The organism is Streptomyces sp. NPDC111744 (assembly GCF_055634995.1).
Window position 1 is genome coordinate 32,503 of sequence record NZ_JBVKCG010000020.1, and the last position, 21,105, is coordinate 53,607.

At 69.7% G+C, this 21,105-nt stretch carries 16 protein-coding genes and 1 pseudogene; 9 read left to right on the forward strand and 8 right to left on the reverse strand.

The annotated features are described in order from the left end of the window. Nucleotides 1–139 precede the first annotated feature (139 nt). Together ACZ7OO_RS33395 and ACZ7OO_RS33400 are read right to left on the reverse strand one after the other, a co-directional pair. Nucleotides 140–1,075 carry a hypothetical protein gene (locus tag ACZ7OO_RS33395; RefSeq protein WP_471510595.1) on the reverse strand — a complete coding sequence of 312 codons (936 nt, stop codon included), beginning with the start codon at nucleotides 1,073–1,075 and terminating at the stop codon, nucleotides 140–142. Nucleotides 1,076–1,182: 107 nt separating this feature from the next. Further along, nucleotides 1,183–1,405 (reverse strand): annotated as a pseudogene (locus ACZ7OO_RS33400) (hypothetical protein); the annotation flags it as partial. A 263-nt stretch (nucleotides 1,406–1,668) separates the two neighbouring features. On the opposite strand from ACZ7OO_RS33400, the gene ACZ7OO_RS33405 reads away from it, so the two are divergent. Both ACZ7OO_RS33405 and ACZ7OO_RS33410 read left to right on the forward strand, forming a co-directional pair. Continuing rightward, entirely contained in the window at nucleotides 1,669–2,358 is a 690-nt protein-coding gene (locus ACZ7OO_RS33405) for a response regulator (RefSeq protein WP_471510597.1), read from the forward strand. Next, nucleotides 2,355–4,178, forward strand: coding sequence for a sensor histidine kinase (locus tag ACZ7OO_RS33410; RefSeq protein WP_471510598.1), 1,824 nt, complete (start codon nucleotides 2,355–2,357; stop codon nucleotides 4,176–4,178). The genes ACZ7OO_RS33405 and ACZ7OO_RS33410 overlap by 4 nt, the downstream gene beginning before the upstream one ends. A 196-nt stretch (nucleotides 4,179–4,374) precedes the next feature. On the opposite strand, the gene ACZ7OO_RS33415 is transcribed toward ACZ7OO_RS33410, so the two are convergent. Further along, nucleotides 4,375–5,616: an ATP-grasp domain-containing protein gene (locus tag ACZ7OO_RS33415; protein ID WP_471510600.1), complete on the reverse strand. Its 1,242-nt coding sequence runs from the start codon at nucleotides 5,614–5,616 to the stop codon at nucleotides 4,375–4,377. 13 nt (nucleotides 5,617–5,629) lie between these two features. Continuing rightward, the gene (locus ACZ7OO_RS33420; RefSeq protein ID WP_471510602.1) at nucleotides 5,630–6,811 is read right to left on the reverse strand and encodes a hypothetical protein; all 1,182 of its coding nucleotides are present in this window, start codon (nucleotides 6,809–6,811) and stop codon (nucleotides 5,630–5,632) included. 373 nt (nucleotides 6,812–7,184) lie between these two features. Here ACZ7OO_RS33420 and ACZ7OO_RS33425 point away from each other — a divergent pair, with 373 nt between their 5' ends. From ACZ7OO_RS33425 to ACZ7OO_RS33435, 3 genes are read left to right on the forward strand one after another with little or no spacing between them, the layout of a single operon-like run. Continuing rightward, a complete protein-coding gene (locus ACZ7OO_RS33425; protein ID WP_471510604.1) occupies nucleotides 7,185–7,358 on the forward strand; it encodes a hypothetical protein in 174 nt (57 codons plus the stop codon). Next, on the forward strand, nucleotides 7,359–7,775 hold the full coding sequence (locus ACZ7OO_RS33430) for an RNA polymerase sigma factor (protein ID WP_471510777.1): 417 nt from the start codon (nucleotides 7,359–7,361) through the stop codon (nucleotides 7,773–7,775). It begins immediately after the preceding gene. Next, the gene (locus ACZ7OO_RS33435; protein ID WP_471510606.1) at nucleotides 7,772–8,662 is read left to right on the forward strand and encodes a hypothetical protein; all 891 of its coding nucleotides are present in this window, start codon (nucleotides 7,772–7,774) and stop codon (nucleotides 8,660–8,662) included. The genes ACZ7OO_RS33430 and ACZ7OO_RS33435 overlap by 4 nt, the downstream gene beginning before the upstream one ends. A 158-nt stretch (nucleotides 8,663–8,820) precedes the next feature. Here ACZ7OO_RS33435 and ACZ7OO_RS33440 read toward each other — a convergent pair whose 3' ends face one another. Together ACZ7OO_RS33440 and ACZ7OO_RS33445 are read right to left on the reverse strand one after the other, a co-directional pair. Further along, nucleotides 8,821–9,396 carry a hypothetical protein gene (locus ACZ7OO_RS33440; protein WP_471510608.1) on the reverse strand — a complete coding sequence of 192 codons (576 nt, stop codon included), beginning with the start codon at nucleotides 9,394–9,396 and terminating at the stop codon, nucleotides 8,821–8,823. Nucleotides 9,397–9,457: 61 nt separating this feature from the next. Then, nucleotides 9,458–10,867, reverse strand: a complete 1,410-nt coding sequence (locus ACZ7OO_RS33445) for a S8 family serine peptidase (RefSeq protein ID WP_471510610.1) — start codon at nucleotides 10,865–10,867, stop codon at nucleotides 9,458–9,460. 372 nt (nucleotides 10,868–11,239) lie between these two features. Here ACZ7OO_RS33445 and ACZ7OO_RS33450 point away from each other — a divergent pair, with 372 nt between their 5' ends. After that, nucleotides 11,240–12,379 carry a ricin-type beta-trefoil lectin domain protein gene (locus ACZ7OO_RS33450; RefSeq protein WP_471510612.1) on the forward strand — a complete coding sequence of 380 codons (1,140 nt, stop codon included), beginning with the start codon at nucleotides 11,240–11,242 and terminating at the stop codon, nucleotides 12,377–12,379. Nucleotides 12,380–12,424: 45 nt separating this feature from the next. Here ACZ7OO_RS33450 and ACZ7OO_RS33455 read toward each other — a convergent pair whose 3' ends face one another. Further along, complete coding sequence (locus ACZ7OO_RS33455; protein WP_471510614.1) at nucleotides 12,425–12,553, reverse strand: hypothetical protein; 129 nt, start codon at nucleotides 12,551–12,553, stop codon at nucleotides 12,425–12,427. Between the two features lie 713 nt (nucleotides 12,554–13,266). Here ACZ7OO_RS33455 and ACZ7OO_RS33460 point away from each other — a divergent pair. Continuing rightward, complete coding sequence (locus ACZ7OO_RS33460) at nucleotides 13,267–14,706, forward strand: dihydrolipoyl dehydrogenase family protein (protein ID WP_471510616.1); 1,440 nt, start codon at nucleotides 13,267–13,269, stop codon at nucleotides 14,704–14,706. A gap of 474 nt (nucleotides 14,707–15,180) precedes the next feature. Then, complete coding sequence (locus ACZ7OO_RS33465) at nucleotides 15,181–16,221, forward strand: helix-turn-helix domain-containing protein (protein ID WP_471510618.1); 1,041 nt, start codon at nucleotides 15,181–15,183, stop codon at nucleotides 16,219–16,221. A 60-nt stretch (nucleotides 16,222–16,281) separates the two neighbouring features. Here ACZ7OO_RS33465 and ACZ7OO_RS33470 read toward each other — a convergent pair whose 3' ends face one another. Continuing rightward, nucleotides 16,282–16,404 (reverse strand): hypothetical protein, encoded by a 123-nt coding sequence (locus tag ACZ7OO_RS33470; RefSeq protein WP_471510620.1) that lies wholly within the window; start codon nucleotides 16,402–16,404, stop codon nucleotides 16,282–16,284. Between the two features lie 626 nt (nucleotides 16,405–17,030). On the opposite strand from ACZ7OO_RS33470, the gene ACZ7OO_RS33475 reads away from it, so the two are divergent. Continuing rightward, entirely contained in the window at nucleotides 17,031–21,098 is a 4,068-nt protein-coding gene (locus ACZ7OO_RS33475; protein WP_471510778.1) for a carboxypeptidase regulatory-like domain-containing protein, read from the forward strand. Nucleotides 21,099–21,105 lie beyond the last annotated feature (7 nt).

Here is a 21,105-nt window from a genome sequence, read left to right on the forward strand (position 1 = left end):
AGCCATGCGCCCTGACAGCTCTCTCCACTGGGTGAGACAGGTCGGGCCGTACGGCACTTGACCGAGCACACCGGGCATCACGGCTTTCCGGGGCGGGTGCTCTTCTCATGTGCCTCTCTTGCGCCTCTCACGGTTCGCGTCAGCGTTTGAGGGATTCGGCGTCCCCCATGACGATCACCGGGTGCTGAGCGGGGTCGAGCGTGCGCAGGAGTTCTTTCAGGTGCTTCTTCGCCAGGCTCACGCAGGCGTGCGTGGGCCCGCCGTGGTCGACGTGCAGCCAGACGCCGCCGCCCTTGACCGCGCCGAGCGGACGGGTCCAGTCCAGGGGTGAGGTTCCGGGCTCGCGGTTGTAGTTGATCGCGATGACGTAGTCGAACGAGCCCGCGAGCGGTTCGCCATCGAAACCCGTGCCGCCGACGGTGAAGCCCTGCGACTGGTTGTACGGCAGCTTGGTGCCGGGATCGGCGAGCAGTCCGCCGGCGTCGGTGAGGGTGAACACGCCGATGGGCGACCGAAGATCGTTGAGGTGGTGGTCGCCCGTCCAGCCGTTGTGGGCGTTGTGGGCCGGCCAGGTGGCTCCCGGCTCCCAGCCCGGACCCGTGCGCCGGTACAGCACCACCTGCGAGGTCGAGGAGTTCTTGTCTCGACCGGTGACCAGCACGACCTGGCGCGCGTTCGCGGGGATCTTTGCCAGCGTCTTCGGACCGAGCCCCGGCAGTCGTGCGGGGGCGGCCGCTTCGTTGTCCGCGGATGTCCGCCCGGGCATGGCCTGTGTCGTGGCCGGCGCGGACGTTTCACTGTCCGTGGGCGTCCCCCCGGGCATCGCCTGGGTCGTGGCGGGCGCGGCGGCCGATGCACCGTTCGCTCCGCCGACCGCCGGCCGGGCGGCGTCGACCGTGCGGACACCCATTCCCGTCCCCGCGCATCCGGCGAGGGTGACGGACAGGGCCAGGACGGCGACCGGTATCCCCAGACGGTTCAAGCCCGGAATGGGGGAGGTGGTCGCCCGACGGTTGCCGAACGGGGCACGCGGCAGCCGCCGTCGGGACAGGCGACGCATTGCTGAAGTGGCCATGGTCATCATCCTGGGAGACACGTATGAGGAACTCGTCAGATACGACTCACGAGTTCGGAACGGTCCCGATGCGGTGACGACGGCGACGGCTCGCGACAGGATCCCCCTCAACGTGCGGAGCCCGCCTTCCACTGCTCCCACGACATGTGTCCGCCGTCGAGGCCGTTGTCGGGGGCGATCGCCCGGTCGTCGGAGTTGCGCACCACGACCACGTCACCGATGAGGGAGTGGTCGTAGAACCAGGCGGCGTCACTGGTGCGAGTCGTCGCCACCCTTGACGTCGTCGGGTCCCACACAGCCGTGGCCGAGGCCGGAGTGCCCGAACGCCGAGTCGTGGGAGCCTCGGCCCCGGGGACGAGCGGCACGGTGTCGACGCGACCCGGCGTGACCACGCGGGACCGGGCGACGGACGCTGTCGCGGCTGCGACCGGGCCGGTCGCGGCTCATCGGCTCGCCGTCGCAGCCACACCCCGTCAGACACCCGGCGTGACGCCTGGCTCACGGGTATCAGGAAGTTGTCAGGGTGTGAGAAGGCCCTCAAGGCTCCCTCACAGGTTCCTCGATGCCACGTACCCGGGATTAAGGTCGCCGGGGTGTGCGCACATATTCTGGTCGCGGAAGACGACACCATGCAGGCCGAGCTCATACGCCGGCTGCTGCTTCAGGAGGGTCACACCCCCGTCGTGGTCCACGACGGCCGGGCCGCGATCGACGAAGCCAGACGCCGCAGGCCCGACCTGGTCGTCCTGGACCTGATGCTGCCCAACGTCGACGGTCTCGGTGTGTGCCGTGTGCTGCGCCAGGACGGGGACATACCCGTACTGATGCTCACCGCCCGCTCCACCGAGGACGACGTGCTGATCGGCCTGGAGCTCGGCGCGGACGACTACATGACCAAGCCGTACAGTCCACGGGAACTGCTGGCCCGTATCCGCACGGTGCTGCGCCGCAGCCTCCGCCCCGCCGACGACTCCCCCGTGCTCCGCGCAGGCGCCATCACCGTCGATCCCGCACGGTACGAGGTCACCTGCGACGGCGTCCCCGTCCCGTGCACTCCCGGCGAGTTCGCCATCCTCCACGCCATGACCGCGGACCCCGAGCGGGTCTTCTCGCGCCGTCAACTGCTGCAGCACACCCGGGGCCACGACCGTGCCTCCACCGAGCGCGCCATCGACGTACACATCATGAACCTGCGCAAGAAGATCGAGGCGGACCCGCGCAGGCCCGTCCGGCTGATGACGGTCTTCGGCGTCGGTTACAAGCTCACCGGGCGGCCGTCATGACGCCCGGTCCCCGCGTCCCCTGGCGCAAGAGCCTGCTGGTACGGCTGCTTCTCACCTCCGTGGCCATCGCCGCACTCTCCGTGAGCGCCACCGCCTGGCTGGCCGTCGAGACCACCACACGGGCCATCCAGGAGGAGCGCGGCCAGGTCCTCTCCGACGACACCGACATCCTGCGGCAGCTGAGCGGCTTCGCCGCGACCCACGCCGACTGGAACGGCGTGCAGACCTCGGTACGCACGCTCTCGCGTACCACGGGTCGGCGGATCGCCCTGACGACCGAGACCGGACACACCATCGCCGACTCCACCGCCCCGGGCACCACCCTGCCCGTCCGCGCTTCGGCCACCGTCGACCCGCTGACCACCGACACCTACACGGAACCAGGCGCCCAGGTCGCCGGGATCGACCCGCGGGCGGTGGGACCGTACCGGCTCCCCGCGGCCGAACGGGCCCAGTTGAAGAAGGTCGCCGAGAAGCGTCTGGCGTGCATCCGCCGAGACGGGCTCAAGGCCGACCTCCGGCAGATCCCCAGCGGGCATACGACAGTCGTCATCGAGGGCGGAGAAGGATCCGTGCCGGCGGAGTGCCTTGACTCGGATTACGGTCGGCCCACGTCCACGGAGAAGAAGGCGCTGGGCGAACTCGGCGCTCTGGTCAAGCCCTGCTCTGACCGTACTGAGTATCTATCCGACCACGTAGCACTTTCGATCCAATTCATTCCCGGCTTGGACACCCCAGCGGTCCCTGGGTTCGTTGGCATCCCTCTGGAACAGCAGGCGCAGACCTGTGTCGACAACGCGCGCCGCGCGCAACTCGACCCGTACGTCGCCCCCAGGGCGAAGCTCTATCTGGGCAATCCGGGCGGTCAGCCCGCCGGCTTCGACCTGTCCCCCACCAACAAGGCCAAGATCATCGGCGTGACGGCGCTGGTCCTCGCCGTCACCGTCGCCATGACCGCCGTGGTCGCGATCCGTCTCGTCCGACCCCTGCGAGCCCTCACCGCCGCAGCCCGTCAGCCACCGCAGGAGCACGCGCGCGTCGCCGTCACCACCAAGGACGAGACCGGTTACCTGGCCGCCGCCTTCAACGACCTCACCGAGCGCCGCGAACAGCTGGAAGCGCAACGCAAAGACATGGTCAGCGACATCGCGCACGAGCTGCGGACCCCGTTGACCAACATCCGCGGCTGGCTGGAGGTCACCCGTGACGGGCTGGTCGACCTCGATCCGGAGCTCATCGCCTCCCTGCACGACGAGGCACTGCTCCTGCAGCACATCATCGACGATCTGCGCGACCTCGCCGCAGCGGACGCCGGCACCCTGAAACTGCACCGCGAACCGGTACGCGCGGACGAACTCGTCGCCCAGGTGGTGTCGGCCCACAGCGCCCGCGCCGAAAGCTCCGGCATCCGCCTGCACGCGCACACCGACCCCGGCCTCTGGCTGGATGCCGACCCGGTGCGGATGCGCCAGGCCCTGGGCAACCTCGTCTCCAACGCACTCCGGCACACCCCCGCGGACGGCACCGTCACGGTCACCGCCTGGCCCGCCGACGACCTGGCCGTCCTCTCGGTGGAGGACACCGGCAGCGGCATCGCACCCGAGGACCTGCCCCACGTCTTCGAACGTTTCTGGCGGGCCGAGAAGTCCCGCAGCAGACACACCGGCGGCAGCGGACTGGGCCTCGCCATCGTCCGCCAGTTCGTCGGGGCCCACGGAGGAACCATCACCGCCGACAGCCGACCCGGCAGCGGAACCGTTTTCACCGTCCGTCTCCCCCGCGCCGAACGACTCGACGGCCCGGCAGCATGGGATGTGTGAACTGCCCGGCACGCGCGTCGGCCCCTGAGTTGGGCCGGTGTCGGCGGCACGTCCTTGCCGCGTGCGTCGCGGCTGCACTGGACCTGTGCCCCGGATCGTGGCCCGCCATGACCTCGGCCTGCGCGGCCGAGGCCGGCGTCAACCAGTTCGGAACACGCAAGCAGGGCCGTGATCCGGCGTGCGGTCCAGGCTCCTGTCAGTCCGGCTCCACCTCGTACATCGCCTCCCCGTCCAGGAAGCGGAGCGTGTTCAGGTCGCGTCGCATGATCGCTTCCTCGGCGTGGCTGAAGGTCAGGGTCGCCGGGTATCCCAGGTCCCATGTGGTCGGCACGATGCGTTCTCCCGGCCGGACGACAACCGTCATGTCCCGGAAGCTCTCCAGCCGTCCGATCTCGTCCAGTGCGCGATATCGCACCAGGCGGCCCGAGACGGGTGAGACGAGTGCCGCCCAGGCGAACGCGCTCCGGCGCGTGTACGGTTCCCCGGCTCGTTCGTGGAAGCGTTCCGGCCTGAGATACGCGTCGACGGACCACTCCAGCTGGCCCTCGCCGATGGCATCCGCCACGTAGTAGGGAAGCCCCGACATCCGGGCGTTGACCTCGACGAGACGCGGGCCGTCCGGCGTCAGTTTGATCTCCACGTGTGCCGGACCGTGCCGGATGCCCAACGCGTCGAGAACCTGGCGGGCATGGGGAACCAGCTCATGGAGCAAGTGGTCGTCCGAGCGCATCAGCACCTGGGTGACGACCAGATCCCGCACACCGTTGGCCGTGATCCGGTCGGTGCTCCAGACATCGGTGACATGGTGGACGCCGTCGCAGCTGACCGTGTTGACGATGTATTCCGCGCCGACCAGGTACTCCTGTGCCACCACACTGTCGATCTGTTCGCCGAGCGTGGTGACCTGGTGCAACAGCGATGTCAGGGCGGCGGCCGAATCAGCCGGTGAGTCGCAGAACCGCACGCCCTCACCCCAACCACCGCGCAGCGGCTTGACCACCACGGTGCCGCCGATGTCCTCGTGCCACGCGCGCAGCTCCGCCTCGTCTCCGGTCCGGATCTGCCGCGCCGCGGGGACACCTTGTGCCCGGACGCGCTCGATCTGCAGGTATTTGTCGCGGCGCGCCGGACTGAGCTTTGTTCCGTTCGACCGAAGACCCAGCCTGTCGGAGAGAACGTCGGCGAGCTCCACGCCGGACTCACGCCCGGGCAGCACGGCGTCGGGCCGCAAGGAAGCCACCCGGTCGGTGAGGGCGTCGATGTCTCCGTCATGCACCAGGGTGTGACTGAACCGCGACGGGTCCACGGGGGTGACTCCGGGCAGGAGTTCCGGGGTGCTCTGCACCTGTACCACGTCGGCACCGACCGCCCCGAATGCGTCCGTGAATCCGGAGGAGGTGTTGAAGGCATCGACAACGACTGCGCGAGGATTCTTCATGTGGTCTCCCGGCTCAGTCCGTCATGTCGTGGAAGGCTTGGATCTCCTGACGCACGGTGAGGAGACGGTAGACCGAATTGGTGAGTACATTGCGGACGTCGAAGCCTGAAGTGCCAGGGTTTTCACCACCCATAATGTTCCGCTCCTCTCCCTGAACGGCTATTTCTTTTCTGGTCAGTCCGTCCCCGCCGGTGAAGGCATCCGGGATCACCTTCTTGGTCACCCCGAGATGAATCATGCGGAAATCGGTGAACTTGTCGATCACGCGGAGCAGGGCGTCGGCGGCTTCCTGCTCGAGCTTCAGGGAACCGTCGAGAACCGCCTGCGTCACGTTGAGCCCGTCCCCGGACCTCTTACGCCACTCGGCTATCAGCGGCCGTGCCCAGACCGGGAAGTACGGCATGGACTGGTCGAGGTAGACGCCGTACTCCTCGGTCGGCGGCAAAAGGACCAGTTCGAGCAACTGGACGCTGGGCATGAAGGCGCCACTCGCTCCTCGCGGCCCTCCCGGGTGACCCATGTGGTACCGGCGGAAGGAGTTGAAAGAATCCTTCGAGAGCTTGCCGTACTGCGCCATGAGGAGACGGAATTCGTCGAGCTGCCGGTGTGCTCCGTCCAGGAGGACGGCCGGTTCAGCGAGATCGGGCTCCAGAAGGAGAGCGCAGATCCGCCGGTAGGCCGCATGCACCTTGGGCTCCGCGAGATAGTGCCCCAGGTAGAAGTCGCGCTCCAGACGCCCGGTCTCGCCTTCCGAGAACACCCGCATGCGCCCGTGGCGCTCCCACTCCTCGCTGTTGACGTCCACCAGGAGTTCGTAGCTCATGTGCGGATCCAGCTCGGGGAACCTCGCGCACTGGCCGGATACGGTGTCGGTGAGCAGACGGGGAGCGGTTTCGGACCCAGGGACCCCGAAGGCGGAGAACCCCGCGAGCATGAAGAGCAGATCGAGTTGCGCCACGCGCGCGGCGGCCAAGTCATCGAGCAGCGAAATCCCGGGGAGCGCTTGCTCCAACACCCTGCTCTGTTTGTCCGCGAGATCCGCGAGGGTCATGCGCTCCTGCGCCACAGCCGCGAGGTCTGCAGGAAGTTCGTCCAGGACGTAGTCACGCGTCGGAGAGATCTCTGAAGTTTCCAAATCACGTAGTAAAGGACGTACCGGGTCGACTGAGCCCGTGAAGAGGACATCCTTATGCATCGTCACCTCTTGTCGGCGGGAAAGTGAAGGGCACGCATCACGGGAGAGGGGACGGCTGCGTCGGGCCGTTCACACACGGTTGCGGCTTCCGCGTATTTTCAAAATCACCTCAAAGGCCCCCCAGAACGCTTCGCACAGGGAAACCACAAACAAGACACTTGCCACGACAATTACATTGACCCGGACGGTCCACGTCAAGTGACATCGATGTCACGAAGATCACTCAAGTCCCTGCCACGACAACGAACCGTCCCCGCACGGGCGTTGCGGACAGCGGGACGGTCCTGAACCGCAGACCGGTGGCGAACGCGAGCGGCGCGATGTGACAAGTACGGGGTGAGACCGTCGTGGGACGGTCGGAGACGGAGATTCCGTGGAATCGGAGCACGACGCGTCCGGCGCTCAGGACAGTGACACCAGGCTGTCCATGTCCGCCGACGACCCGGCGGCCTTCACGCCCCTGGTCGAGGAGTACTCGGCGGCCCTGCACGGCTACTTCGCGCGGCGGATGCCCGGCGCCGCAGACGATCTGCTGGCCGAGGCCTGACTGCAGGCGTTCGCCGGCCGGCGCACGTTCGACCCCTCCCGCGGATCCGCACGACGCTGGCTGTTCGGGGTGGCCCGCAACGTCCTGGCCGGCCATGTACGGCGGACGGTACGGGCGCAGCTCCCGCCGGGCGAGCAGGTCACGGATCCGTGGCAGGCGGTGGACCGAAGGCTGGACGCGGCGGCGCCGGCCCCCGCGCTGCGCTGCGCGCTGGCCGAACGGCCCGACGTGGAGCGGGAGGTGCTGCTCCTGGTCGGCTGGGAGCAGCTGACGCCGGCGGAGGCGGCTGCCGCCGTGGGCATCCCGTCGGGCACGGCCCGCTCGCGGCTGCACCGGGCCCGGGCCCGGCTGCGCGAACGGCTCGCGCCCGCCCGTCCGGCGGGACGGGGCGTGGCCCTGACGGGAGAGATGGCATGAGGACGTACGACGTGGAGGAGGCGGGCATGACCGAGCGGCAGGCGCTGATGGACTTCCCCGGTGCCGGGGCACTGTGTGCGGCGGGCCGGGTCGAGCCGCCGTCGGCGCAGGCGCTGACCCGGGCGCTGGCAGCGGTCGAGGAGGCCGTGCGGGAGGACGCGGACCGGACAGGGCGGGACGAGGCGCGCAAGGACACCGTGGTGCGGCCGCTCCTTCGACGCCGTCGAGTCCTGTCCGTCCTGGCGCTGGCCGCGGTCGCGGCCGGTGTCACGGTGACAGGCGCGAACGTGGGGGCAAGCCCCGGGCACGGGACGCAGGCGCAGTCCGCGTCGGCTTTCCTGAACGACATCGCCGACGTCGCCGCCACCCGGTCGGCCGGCTCGGGAACGTACTGGAGGATCCACGGCAGGAACATGGACGGGTACATCTCGCGGTCCATGGACGCCACCTACGTCGTCGCCGGCAAGAACGTCCGCAAGGGGCACTTTCCCGGCTGGAGGCTCGGGTCGAGGACCTACGACTGGAACGGTCTGGACCACCTGGACACGCACCCGGCGCTGCTGCTGCGGCAGATCGAGACCACGACCAAGGCCTCCGCGGACGAGGACGAGGACGCGGGAACGCTCGGCTTCGTGCAGGCCGGCACCCTCCTCGCCGACGCCCCCGCGAGTCCGCGGCTGCGCAGCGGCCTGTTCAGGACACTGGCCCGTCTGAAGGGCGTGAGCGTCGTCGGCACCGTCAAGGACAGCACCGGGCGCACCGGCACGGCACTCGCCTACCACGGAGGCGTCGGCACCACCAAGGTCATCATCGACCCGAAGACCAGCACCCTCCTCGAACTCCTCGAACCGTGGCACAGCGAGAAGGACCAGCGCCGGCAGACCTAGCTGTCCGTCGGTCTGACCGACACGATCGGCTGAGCAGCCGAGCGGTGGCGATGTCATGAAGGCCACCGCTCTGCGCCCCGGCACCGATGCCGGGGCGCACTTCACCGATCCGGTCCGCCGCGAAACGAGAGGTGGCCGCGTACGGGATCAGCGAGGGCTCAGTAGGACTCCTCGCCCTGCCCCAGTCCGATCCCGGTGCTCCAGGAGCTGAACGTGACGCCCGCCTGGTAGATCTCGGTGTCACCCGGCGCGTAGAAATACGTGCTGCGGCTGGTGTGGTCGGGCATGGCCAGCGTCATGGAGCTCACCTTGAGGGTGTGCTCGGTGGCGTCGGAGACGTTGTAGACCGCGGTCGTGTGCAGCGGGGAGTCGGGCCTGAGCACGAGGGTGCCGCCCCGGCCGTTCACACTGACCGGGACCGGCTTGTCCTCGTCGACGGCGCCCTTGACCGTGATCAGCGGCGTGTCCTTGAGCGTGCAGACGACGCCGTCATGGGCGAGCAGCGTCACGTCGAAACTGCGTCGGCTCAGACCGGCGGTGTAGCCACCGAAGTAGAACGAGACGTCGTCCATGGTGCACGGACGCGGTGTCGCCGCCTTCGCCGGCGCCTGCCGCAGGCCGGTGGTGACGGCTTTCGCGCTGTCGCCCATCGTGGCGTTCGCCACCGCCGTGCCGCTCAGCAACGTCGCGGCGACCACTGCCCCGACAGCCACCGCACGGGAATTGAGACGCATGGGGTACCTCCTCATGATGTAGGAATGGCCGAGCTGGCATGCCCCCGGGGGACCCGCCTGGTCAGAAGGCGCCCAGTCCGTGCGGGACGCCGAGACCGGTGGGTCCGTCCCAGCCCGGTCCCGCGGTGCACAGGGCCGAGCTGATGTCGGGGTAGGAAGCGCACTGGTGGTAGACCTCGTTGTTGCCGCTCGTGATGTCCGTGAAGTCGCTCTTCGGCGCCCGGTAGAGACTGCGGGGTCCGTCGACCGCCGAGAGGTGTCCCGCGCGGGCGAACAGCCCGGCCACGTAGGGCGCTGACGCGCTGGTGCCGCCGGCCACGACCCAGTTGTAGGGGTCGTCGCTGCTGGGTGCGTAGGTGTCGTACACGGCCACACCGGTGGCGGGATCGGCGTCCGCGGCGATGTCGGAGGCCGCCCGGCGACCGCCGCAGGCGGACGTGGCCGCGGACGGCTGACCGGCGGCGGCGGGAAATGCCTGTTCACAGCCGCTTCCCGCGGCCCACCACGCACTGGGCTGCTCCGTGTCGGCGGGCAGCGTCACACCGCCCACGCTGATCACGGACGGCAGGGCGGACGGCCACAGCTGGTGAACGCCGCTGTTGAAACCCGCGTCGCCCGTGGACGCGGTGATGGCCACACCCTTGTGGTCGAGGGCGCTGCGGCGGAAACCGTGCGTGTTCTGGACGTCGGCGCTGTAGCCGTAGCTCAGACTGACCGCCGACGCACCCGCGTCCACGGCGGTGTTCACCGCTCGGGCGAAGTCCGCGGTGGACACGTCGTTGTCGTCCTGCGCGTCCTGCCAGGGGATGGAGACCTCAAGGAGACGGCAGGAGGGGCAGGCGGCCGAGGCCATGTCGAGGTCGAGGGCCGTTTCGAGCGCGACCTGCTCCTCCAGATAGCTGCCCTGGGTCCCGCTCTGGGGGGCCGGCTGCTTGCCGCCGTCGTAGTTCATCAGCGTGAGGCAGCCGGAGGCCGTGGTGCACGCCGGCAGCCCGAACGTGCTGCGGTAGACGGCCAGGTCCTGCTCCAGCGTCGGATAGACACCCGCGTCGATGATGGCGATCGTGCGAGTGCTGCGGGAGACGGCGGGCAGCCCGTAGGCCGCCTGCAGGTCGGCCGGGCCGTAACCGGCCGGGGCAGCGGACCGCAGCAGCGTCTTCCCGTCGGCGTCCTCGGTGACGACCTTGGCGTGACACCGAGGGCAGACGTCGCGTGTCCCGTGGTGGTCGAGCAGCGTTCCGGCGATCACCTCCTGGTGCAGCCGGGCGACGCTCTCACCGGAGCTCGCCTTCCCCGTCGGCCGGGTGACAGGGGGCTGGGACGGGCCGGAGGCGTCCAGCACCGGGGCCGCCGACGACGGGGCCGTGTTCGCGACCGCCGAGCACACCAGCGCGGTGACCGCCGCGGCCGCGGCAGCCCACCGACGCCCGCGCGACGCCGTTCCCGTCCGTATCCATGTATGACGTCTCACACACACTCGATCCACTCGATGGGTATGCGGCTTGCCATGTGTGAGCATGACGAGCCCTGACCGACTGCAACCGCAGTCGCACGGGCCCATGTTTCACGACGCGTCAATTCCTGTCATCACCGGGGTACTTGGCACGTCAGGTGTCGATGTCATCGTGCGGAGACACGGCCCGGCCCCGAGGGAGCCGGTAGCGGCCTCACCTTCGGGGCGGACGCGTCGGCGAAAGCACGTGAGAGGCGCCGCGACCGCATCCGGTGAACCTTGCAGCACGATGTCTACGTGAACCACACGGGGGCCCCTCCCACCGCAGTGAGGTGCACGGCAGCGAGGAAGGGCAACACCTCCTACGGACTCGTCCGCCGGAAAGGAATCATGAACCCGCCACGCCCGCCCAAACCGGCCAGCGGTCTGCCCGTGAGGATCCCGGGCGGCGCCAAACCCGGCAGCCCTCCGTCCGCACCGGGCGGGAACGACAACTCACCCGCCGCGGTACAGCAGGACGCGCCGGATGACACCGGGTCCCGTACGGGCGTCACCGTGCCGCGTCTCACCCAGTTCTCGTCGCTCGGGTCGCGAGGGGGAATCGGCCGTGCCCCTTCACCGGCGTCGGCGCCGACGGGGGCGGACACCGGCGTTTTCGCTCCCGACACGGGCCCGGGCGGTCTCGGGAGCAGGGACAACACGGCCACCTCCGCCGACGCGGGCCCCACCGTCACGATCCGACCGGCCGAACACCGTCCCAGCGGCAGCGTCCGGCGAGCGGGGTCGCGTGGCGCCCTGTCCGTCGTCGGCGTCGTCGGGCTGCTGGCCGCCGTAAGTGTCCTGATCACCCTGACCGTGACCGGACGCCACCATGACGAGCACCGCGACGGCACGTCGACGGCGGTCGGTTCCCAGGACCACGGCATTGACGGCGCCGACGGGCTCGGACAATTGCCGCAGCCCTCGGCGGGATCCACCGGCAACACGGCCGGGAAGCACGGCAAGAAGCCCACGAAGCCCAGCTCGTCGCCGGACAGCACAACCGGCAGCACGCCGAGCGGCAAGCCGACGGCACCCGGCGGGCACCCGACAGCCGCCGAATCCTCCCCGGTGCGATCAACCACTACTCGCCAGCCGCCGGCACCAGGGGTGAGCGTGTTCAGCCATGCCTCGCACCGCTGCATCGACGTGGTGGGCGGCAAGGCCGTATCAGGTGCACGACTGATGATCTGGGACTGTTCGTCGGCCGACGCGTCGCAGCACTGGGATTTCCCGGCGAACGGCACCATGCGCGGACTCGGCATGTGCGTACAACTCGCCGACGGCTCGACGGCCGACGGGACCGACCTCGAACTGGCCCCCTGCGACGGCAGCCCCGCACAGCGGTTCACGCTCAACACGAGCCACGATCTGGTCAGCCGCCTCGCGGACAAGTGCGCCGACGTACGCGACCAGGGCACGGCGAACGGCACCCGGCTCCAGCTGTGGTCCTGCGCCGGGAGCGACAACCAGAAGTGGTCCACGTCCTGAGCGGGCTGCTGGACCAAGCGGCACCCTGCCGCTCACGCCTGCCGCTCACGCCTGCCGCTCACGCCTGCCGCTCCGCCAGCGAAGGAGGTCTCGGGCCGCGCCGCACAGCACCGCGCCGGCGGGCACCACGACGCGGGCGCCGAGGCGGTCGGTCAGCAGGCCGGCCACCTGCATGCCGACGAGGCAGCCGCACTCGAAGGCGCCGACACCATCGTCAAAGCCGCCTGACCGGGCACCGCACCCCTACGCAGCGGGCGGTCGCCTGCGCGCCCCGGGAAGCAGCCGGCCCCGCCAGGGCCCACGAGACGCCCCGAGCGCGCCGAACCCGGCAGGACCCTCCCTCAGGTGTACGCCACCAAGGATGTGACCAGCCGTTCTGTGCACACGTACTTCAAACTGAGGGACTTTCAGACCTCGCTGCCCTCTTCCCAACTGGATTACAGTGCAGATCAGTTGAGCCTCTCCGAGCGCAACCGGTGTCCACGGAAGTCCGCTCGTACGGCACACCTGTACCTAGCGATGTCTGCTAGCCGTACCTGTCTTCTCACTTCTGAAGGAGTACGCAATGTCGAACATTCGTGTCCAGGCCCGTGGTGACACAGGAGCAGACGGCGGCGCAGCTGTGCAGCGGCGCGGCCGCCGGGTGTGAGAGCAAACCATGGCACATGTCGACTGCTTCGCAGCACGGCGCGTGCCGCCCCTGGGTCCTGCCACGGCGGCGAGTCCCGAGCCGGCCGGCGTTGCGCCGACGCTCCCGACCGCCTCGCGCGCCTCAGTTGTCGGCCACGGCCTTGTGCCTATCGTTCAAGCGCGAGTCTTCACAGCGGTCCCATTGCACACCCCGGCGGCGCCACCGATCACGCGGCCAGAAAGACAGAGGAACAGCCATGAGCGACACCGCCCGCACCTACGACGTCGTCGTGCTCGGGGCAGGTCCCGTCGGCGAGAACGTCGCGGACAGGACCCGTGCCGCGGGACTGAGCACGGTCATCGTGGAAAGGGAACTGCTCGGCGGTGAGTGCTCCTTCTGGGCATGCGAGCCGAGCAAGGCACTGCTGAGGCCGGTACTGGCACGCGCGGACGCCCGACGCGTGCCGGGACTGCGGCACGCGGTCGACGGTCCCCTTGATGTGGCCGCCGTCCTCGCGCACCGCGACGACATGGTCAACCACTGGCATGACGAGGACCAGGTGGAATGGCTGGAATCCGTGGCGGTCGACCTCGTACGGGGCCACGGACGACTCGACGGACCACGCCGCGTCGTGGTGAGCACCCCCGACGGGCAGACGGTCCGCCTCGACGCCCGCGTCGCCGTGGCCGTCTGCACCGGCACCGACACGGCGTTGCCGGACCTTCCCCACCTGGACACCGTGCGCCACTGGACCAACCGGGAGGCGACCGGCGCCGACACGGTACCCGCCCGTCTCGTCGTGGTCGGCGGAGGCGTGGTGGCCGTCGAAATGGCGACCGCCTGGCGTGCTCTCGGGTCCGAGGTGACCATGCTGGTGCGTGGCGAGGGGCTGCTGGCGCGGATGGAACCCTTCGCCGGCGAACTGGTCGCGGACTCCCTGCGCGAGGCCGGTGTCGACCTGCGATTCGGTGTTTCCGTCAACTCCGTCACCCGGCCGAGCGGCCCTGACGGCGACGTGCATGTCGTGCTGTCCGACGGAGGGCGGCTGGAGGCGGACGACATCCTGTTCGCGACCGGCAGGACACCCCGGACCGGTGACATCGGTCTGGAAACCGTCGGCCTCACTCCGGGCGAGTGGCTGACCGTCGACGACACGTTCCAGGTCACCGCCATCGAGGACGGCTGGCTCTACGCGGTCGGCGACGTCAATCATCGAGCTCTGATGACTCATCAGGGCAAGTACCAGGCACGCATCGCAGGTCCGGTCATCGCGGCCCGTGCGAACGGGGAGCCGGTCGACACCGGCCGCTGGGGAAAGCACACCGCGACCGCCGACAGTGCGGCACTGCCTCAGGTGGTCTTCACCGACCCGGAGGTCGCGTCCGTCGGGCTGACCGCGCGCGAGGCCGAACATGCCGGCTTGCGCACCAAAGTGGTGGACAACGACTTCGGCAGCGTGGCCGGTGCGTTCCAGTACGCCGAGGGGTACCAGGGCAGGGCGCGCCTGGTGATCGACCTGGACCGAGGCGTCGTCGTCGGGGCCACCTTCGTGGGGCCCGGCATCGCCGAACTCCTCTACTCGGCAACCGTTGTCATCGTCAGCGAAGTGCCCGTCGACCGGCTCTGGCATGCCGTACCCGCCTTCCCCACCATCAGCGAGGTCTGGCTGCGCCTGCTGGAAGCCCACCGGGGGTAGGGGCTCGTCGGACGTGCTCAGCGCTGCGCGGCCGGGCCGCCGCACGCCTTCGGGGCCGGCTCGGTCGGCGCCCTGTGACCCGTGCGGCCCGGCCGCATCCGGGTGGATCTCGACCACGCATGTGTTCACTCGACTCGTCACATGCATCTCTTCTCGGTGACCACTGCGGCCGGTAGCGGGTGTGGGTCCACGGTCCGAACGGAGAGCTGCGCAACCCTCGATCGGACCGGTGCCTGTACGGCACGAACCTCACCCTGCAGGACTGCACCGGCGCGGCCGGCCAGCGGCGGACGATTCCCGCCGGCTGATCCAGGCCTCGTGACCTCCGCCGTGTCGCATTGCGGTGCTCGTCCTGGGGCCGCCTTTGGCCGAAAGGTGACCGGAATCAACGATCGTCAGCCACACCCGCACAGCGGGGGAACCTCACATACGATCATGGGCCTGTCACAGGCTAGGTTGTGGTCGGAGGTGACCATGCTGGAAGTTCTCGGGCTGGACCAGCCTGCCGAGGCGCTGTACATCATCCTGGTCGACAACCCGCCCATGGTCGTCGGGGAGTTGTGCCGCCGCACCGGCATCGAGCCCGATGCCGCGGTCGCCGCCCTGGTCCGACTGGAGGACGGCGGCCTGATATCGCGGCTGACCGGGAGCCCGCCCCTGTACACCGCCCTGCCGCCCGAGCACGCCCTGGAGGTGCTCCTGCTCGCCCGCGAGCGTGACCTCCACAAGGTGCGCGCGCTGACCGGACAGTTGACGGAACGGCATCGCGAGGCCCGGCGCAGCCGCGACTCGACCGCGCTGATCGAGGTGGTCACCGGCCGCGACGGGGTCGCGCGCTGCGGGCAGCAGTTGTTCAAACGCGCCGAGCGGGAGATCCGCGGCATCGACGCGCCTCCCTATGCCCAGGCGACGGACGGCGAACGGGTCAGCTCCGCCACCGCCGTGGCCGGACGCGACGTCCGGAGCCGCTTCATCCACGCACGTCACACCCTCAGCATGCCGGGTGCGGTGGCACGGCTGGAGGTGGACATCACCGCGGGCGAGGAGGTCCGGTTCCTGCCCGAGGCCCCGATGAAACTGATCATCGCGGACGACCAGGCGGCGCTGATCCCGCTGCTGGCCACTCCTCAGGTTCTGGACGCGTGCATCCTCGTCCGGCCCTCCGCCCTGCTGGACGCGCTGTCCACCCTCTTCGAGTCGCTGTGGGAGCAGGCCCAGCCCTACATGCCCGGAAGACCCGTGCCGATCGGTCCGAACGAGTTCGTCAGCGACGAGGAGCGGCGGATCGTCTCCCTGCTGGCCATGGGTATGTCGGACGAGGCCATCTCCCGCCAGCTGGGAGTCGGCCACCGCACCGTGCAGCGCCGGGTGCAGGCGCTGCTCGGCCGGCTGGGCGCGACAAGCAGGTTCCAGGCGGGGGTGCTCGCCGCCGGCCGTGGCTGGTGGCAGCCGGATCAGGAGCGGGCGGGCGGTCCCCTGGCAGCGAGCCGGGGGCGCGCACCTATCAGTCCCTGAACCGGGCCGCGGGTCCGGTCGAGCCGCGGACGACCGGCCTCCTGGATGGCTCAAGTAGGCTCAGTCATAGGGTAGTTCGCGCACATCGTCGCTGTGGCCGTGCCAGGAGCCGGTGACGCGGAGCACGCGGGGCAGGACGGCGGTGTCCTCGGCCTCGTCGGGCTCGGCAACGGACGCCGTCACCAGCGAGCCCGACCACGACACACCCCGAGCTGGTTTCCGCACATGTTCGCCCCGCCTCGGGCGGTACGACGGACGCGGCGGGAGCCTTCCCCGGCGGCACCGTCGCCCGGGCCGGTGCGCGCTGTGCGGCAGGAACGACTCCAGCCGGGGGCGGAGCCCGGCATCGTTCGGCGCAGACATGCTGACCAGCAGAGAGATCCAGCCAGGACCAGGGCCGGTCGACGCGGAGGAGTGGCGGTTTGCCGCCGTGTCGTGTTCACGCCCCTGACACATCCCGGTGCGCACGGGCCCTCACCCACGGCATCGCGTCCGCTCAGCGAACGCACAGAATCCCTCATTCCATACGGAACACCTGTCAATCGCGGACCGAGGACACCCTGTCGTCGCCTCAGTTCTGACGCTCAGTCACCGTGGTCACGGAAGGCAACTGATTGACACGGGAAATACACAACCCGCTAATTGGCCCCCGGTGAACACACCAGAAGTTCACCGTCGCCCGAGAGCCGTGTACGGGTCGACCCCTGCACAAAACGCATGGGAGTCACACGTTGCGCACACCAGCGAGAACCAAGTTCCGTCCCAGACGACCGATATCCACCGGCCTGGCCGTCCTCGGCGCCACCGCCATGGCGCTGCTCGGCCTCCAGGCACCGGCGTCGGCCGCCGCCCCCGCGACCTCCTCCGCCTCCGCGGACGCCACGAGCGCGCATCCGCTCCTGGAGCCCGCCTGCGACGTCCCCGAACGCAGCCACTTCTCCTGCTTCGCCCTGCGCCGCACCGACGTGAAACCCGTCAAGGGCCTGATGCGCGCGGCCGACACCCCCAACGGCTACGGCGCCACGGACCTCCAGAGCGCCTACAACCTGCCTGCCGACGGCGGCAGCGGGCAGACCGTCGCCATCGTGGACGCCTTCGACGACCCCAACGTCGAGGCCGACCTGGCCGTCTACCGCCAGCAGTACGGGCTGCCGGCCTGCACCACGGACAACGGCTGCTTCCACAAGGTCGACCAGCGCGGCGGGACCGACTACCCGGCCCCCGACCCCGGCTGGGCCGGCGAGATCTCGCTCGACGTCGACATGGTCTCCGCGGCCGCCCCCAACGCGCACATCCTGCTCGTCGAGGCGGACGACAACAGCTTCGAGAGCCTGTCGGCCGCGGTCGACGAAGCGGTCGCGCTCGGTGCGAAGTTCGTCTCCAACTCCTACGGCACCGACTACCGCGGCGGGGAGGGCGAGGACCCCTCCGAGACCACGACGCTGGACGCCCACTACAACCACCCCGGCGTCGCGATCACCGCGTCCACCGGCGACTACGCCTACGGCGTCGGCTACCCGGCGGCCTCCCAGTACGTCACCTCGGTCGGCGGCACCACCCTGACCCGTGACGCCTCCACCCCGCGCGGCTGGACCGAATCCGCCTGGAACCTCGCCGGTTCGGGCTGCTCCCAGTACGAGCCCAAGCCCGCCTTCCAGCACGACAGCGGCTGCGACCACCGCGCACTCGCCGACGTCTCCGCCGTCGCCGAGGACGTGGCGGTCTACCAGACCTACGGCAACGGCGGCTGGGCCGTTTACGGCGGCACCAGCGTCTCCGCACCCCTCATCGCGTCCGTGTACGCCGCCGCCGGCACCCCCGTCGCCGGCACCTACCCGAACTCCTACCCGTACACGGCGGGCGGCGGGATCAACGACATCACCACCGGCAGCAACGGCAGCTGCACCCCGTCGTACCTGTGCAACGGCACCGACGGCTACGACGGCCCCACCGGCCTCGGCACCCCGGCCGGCCTCTCCGCGTTCCGCAGCGGCCCGCACGGCGTGATCTCCGGCACCGTGACCGACAGCGCCACCGGCAAGGCCGTCGCCGGAGCGACGATCAGCGCGGGAACCAACACCGCCCACACCGACTCCTCCGGCGCGTACTCCCTGACCGTGCCCACCGGCACGTACGACGTCAGCGTCGAGGCGTTCGGCTACGCCAGCGGCTCCGCGAGCGGAGTCGTCGTCGACGACGGCGCCACTTTGACCAAGAGCTTCTCCCTCGACCCGGTGCCCAGCCAGACCGTCGCCGGCAAGGTCGTCGACGGCTCCGGCCACGGCTGGCCGCTCTACGCCAAGATCACCGCGGACGGCGTGCCCGGGTCCGTGTGGACCGACCCGGCCACCGGCTCCTACAGCCTCGACCTGCCCGAGGGCCACACCTACACCCTGCACGTCGCGACGACCACCACCGGCTACCAGCCCGTCACCAAGAAGATCACCGTCGGTGACTCCGCACAGACCGTTGGCTTCTCGGTCCCCGTCGACTCGTGGGCGACGAGTACACCCGGATACCAGGTCCACGAGAGCGGCAGCACCGAGCCCTTCGACGCCACCGACGCCCCGCCGGCCGGCTGGAGCGTGGTCAACGCCGACGGCACCACCGGCGGCTGGGAGTTCGACGACCCCTCCAACCGCGGGAACGGCACCGGCGGTGACGGAGGGTTCGCCGTCGCCGACAGCGATCACTTCGGCGGCGAGGCGTCCCAGGACACCTCGCTGATCAGCCCGGTCTACGACTTCACCGGCATGGACAACCCGGAACTGGCCTTCAACACCCAGTACCAGCAGTTCACCAACCAGACCGCCGAAGTCGACGCCACCTCCGACGACGGCAAGACCTGGACCAAGGTCTGGGCCGCGGGATCCTCCATCTTCCCGGGCCAGCGCATCACCGTCCCCCTCGCCGACTTCGCGGGCAGATCCGCGGTACGGCTGCGGTTCCACTTCACCGCGCACTTCGGCTGGTGGTGGTCCGTCGACAACGTCTTCATCGGCAACCGCGACGTCACGACCGCCCCCGGCGCCCTCGTCGTCGGCAACGTGACCGACGCCAACACCGCCACCGGCGTGGTCGGCGCCACCGTCACCAGCCAGGACAAGCCGGCCGAGCAGGTCACCACCGTCGCCACGCCGGACGACCCCAACCTCCCCGACGGCTTCTACTCCCTGTTCTCGACCACTTTCGGCAGCCACTCCTTCACCGCCGCCAAATCCAAGTACACCGCGCTGACCAAGGCGGTGAAGGTCGGCGCCGACAGCACCGTCGCCGCCAACTTCGAACTCAAGGCCGGCCAGATCACCGTCACCCCCGCCGCGGTCGACGCCACCGTCGCCTGGGGCGGCTCCAAGTCACAGAAGCTGACCGTCAAGAACACCGGCGGCGCACCGGCCACGGTCCAGATCGGCGAACAGTCCGGCGGCTTCACGCAGCAGGGCAAGGGCGCCCCGCTGCGCACCGTCAAGGGCGACTACACCGCTCTGTCGAGCAAGGCCCACGCGGCGAAGAACACCGCCAAGCCCGCGGCCGTCCCCGCCGACGACGCCTGGCAGGCCGCACCGGACTTCCCCGGCGCCCTCATGGACAACGCCGTCGGCACACAGGGCGGCAAGGTCTACTCGGCCTTCGGATTCACCGGAACCAGCGACAGCAAGGACATGTACGTCCTCGACCCGGTCGCCGGCAGCTGGACGAAGCTGGCGAGCGCCTCCGACACCCGCGAGGACCCCGCGCACGGCTTCATCGACGGCAAGTTCTACGCCGTCGGCGGCTGGGGAACCAGCGGCAACCCGGACCCGAAGCTGGAGATCTACGACCCCAACGCGGACAGCTGGACCACCGGCACGCCCGCGCCCAAGCCGTACGCAGGCTCCGGCAGCGCCGTCCTGGGCGGCAAGCTCTACATGATCGGCGGCTGCGGCGCCAGCTCCTGCGGCACCAGGGACGCCAGCGTCTACGACCCCCAGAGCGACACCTGGTCCGCGATCGCCGCCTACCCAGAGCCGATCTCCTGGCAGGCCTGCGGCACCGTCGACGACCTGCTCTACTGCGCCGGAGGCCTCGGCGCGAGCAACAACGACGTCTCCCACACCTACGTCTACGACCCGAACACCGACACCTGGTCCCAGCTCGCGGACATGCCTGCCGCGCAGTGGGGTTCGGCCTACACCGCGGCCAACGGCAAGCTGCTGCTGGCCGGCGGCGTCGCCAACAGCGCCCTCAGCAACCGCAGCCAGGCCTTCGACCCGAAGGCCGGCACCTGGAGCGCGCTGCCGAACCCCAGCGTCCCGACCTACCGCGGCGGTGGCGCACCCGGCTTCTTCAAGGTCGGCGGGGGCGTCGCCCCCTCCACCCCGACCTCGAAGGTCGAACTGCTGCCCGGCTACGACCAGACCGGGTCGGGCGACGTCTCCTGGCTGAACGAGAGCACTCAGCAGTTCACCCTCCAGCCCGGCGCCGGCACGACGGTCACCGTCTCCCTGGACGCCTCGGTACCCGGGGTGACCCAGCCCGGTGCCCTGAACGCGGCCCTGACCGTGGGCACCGACACGCCGTACTCCGTACCGCGCGTCCCGGTCACGCTGCACGTCAAACCGCCCAAGACCTGGGGCAAGATCACCGGCACCGTCCTGGGTGCCACCGCCTCCGGCGGCACCGCGCCGCTGGCCGGGGCGACCGTGCAGATCGACAGCTGGGCCTCCGCCTACACACTCACCACGGGCGCCGACGGCACGTACGCGCTGTGGCTCGACACCCGTAACAATCCGCTGACCGTCATCGTCGCGAAGGACGGCTACCAGCCGACCGTGGCGACGGTGAAGATCCAGAAGGGAGCGACGGTCACCAGCAACTTCACCCTGAAGCGCAAGTAGCACGAAG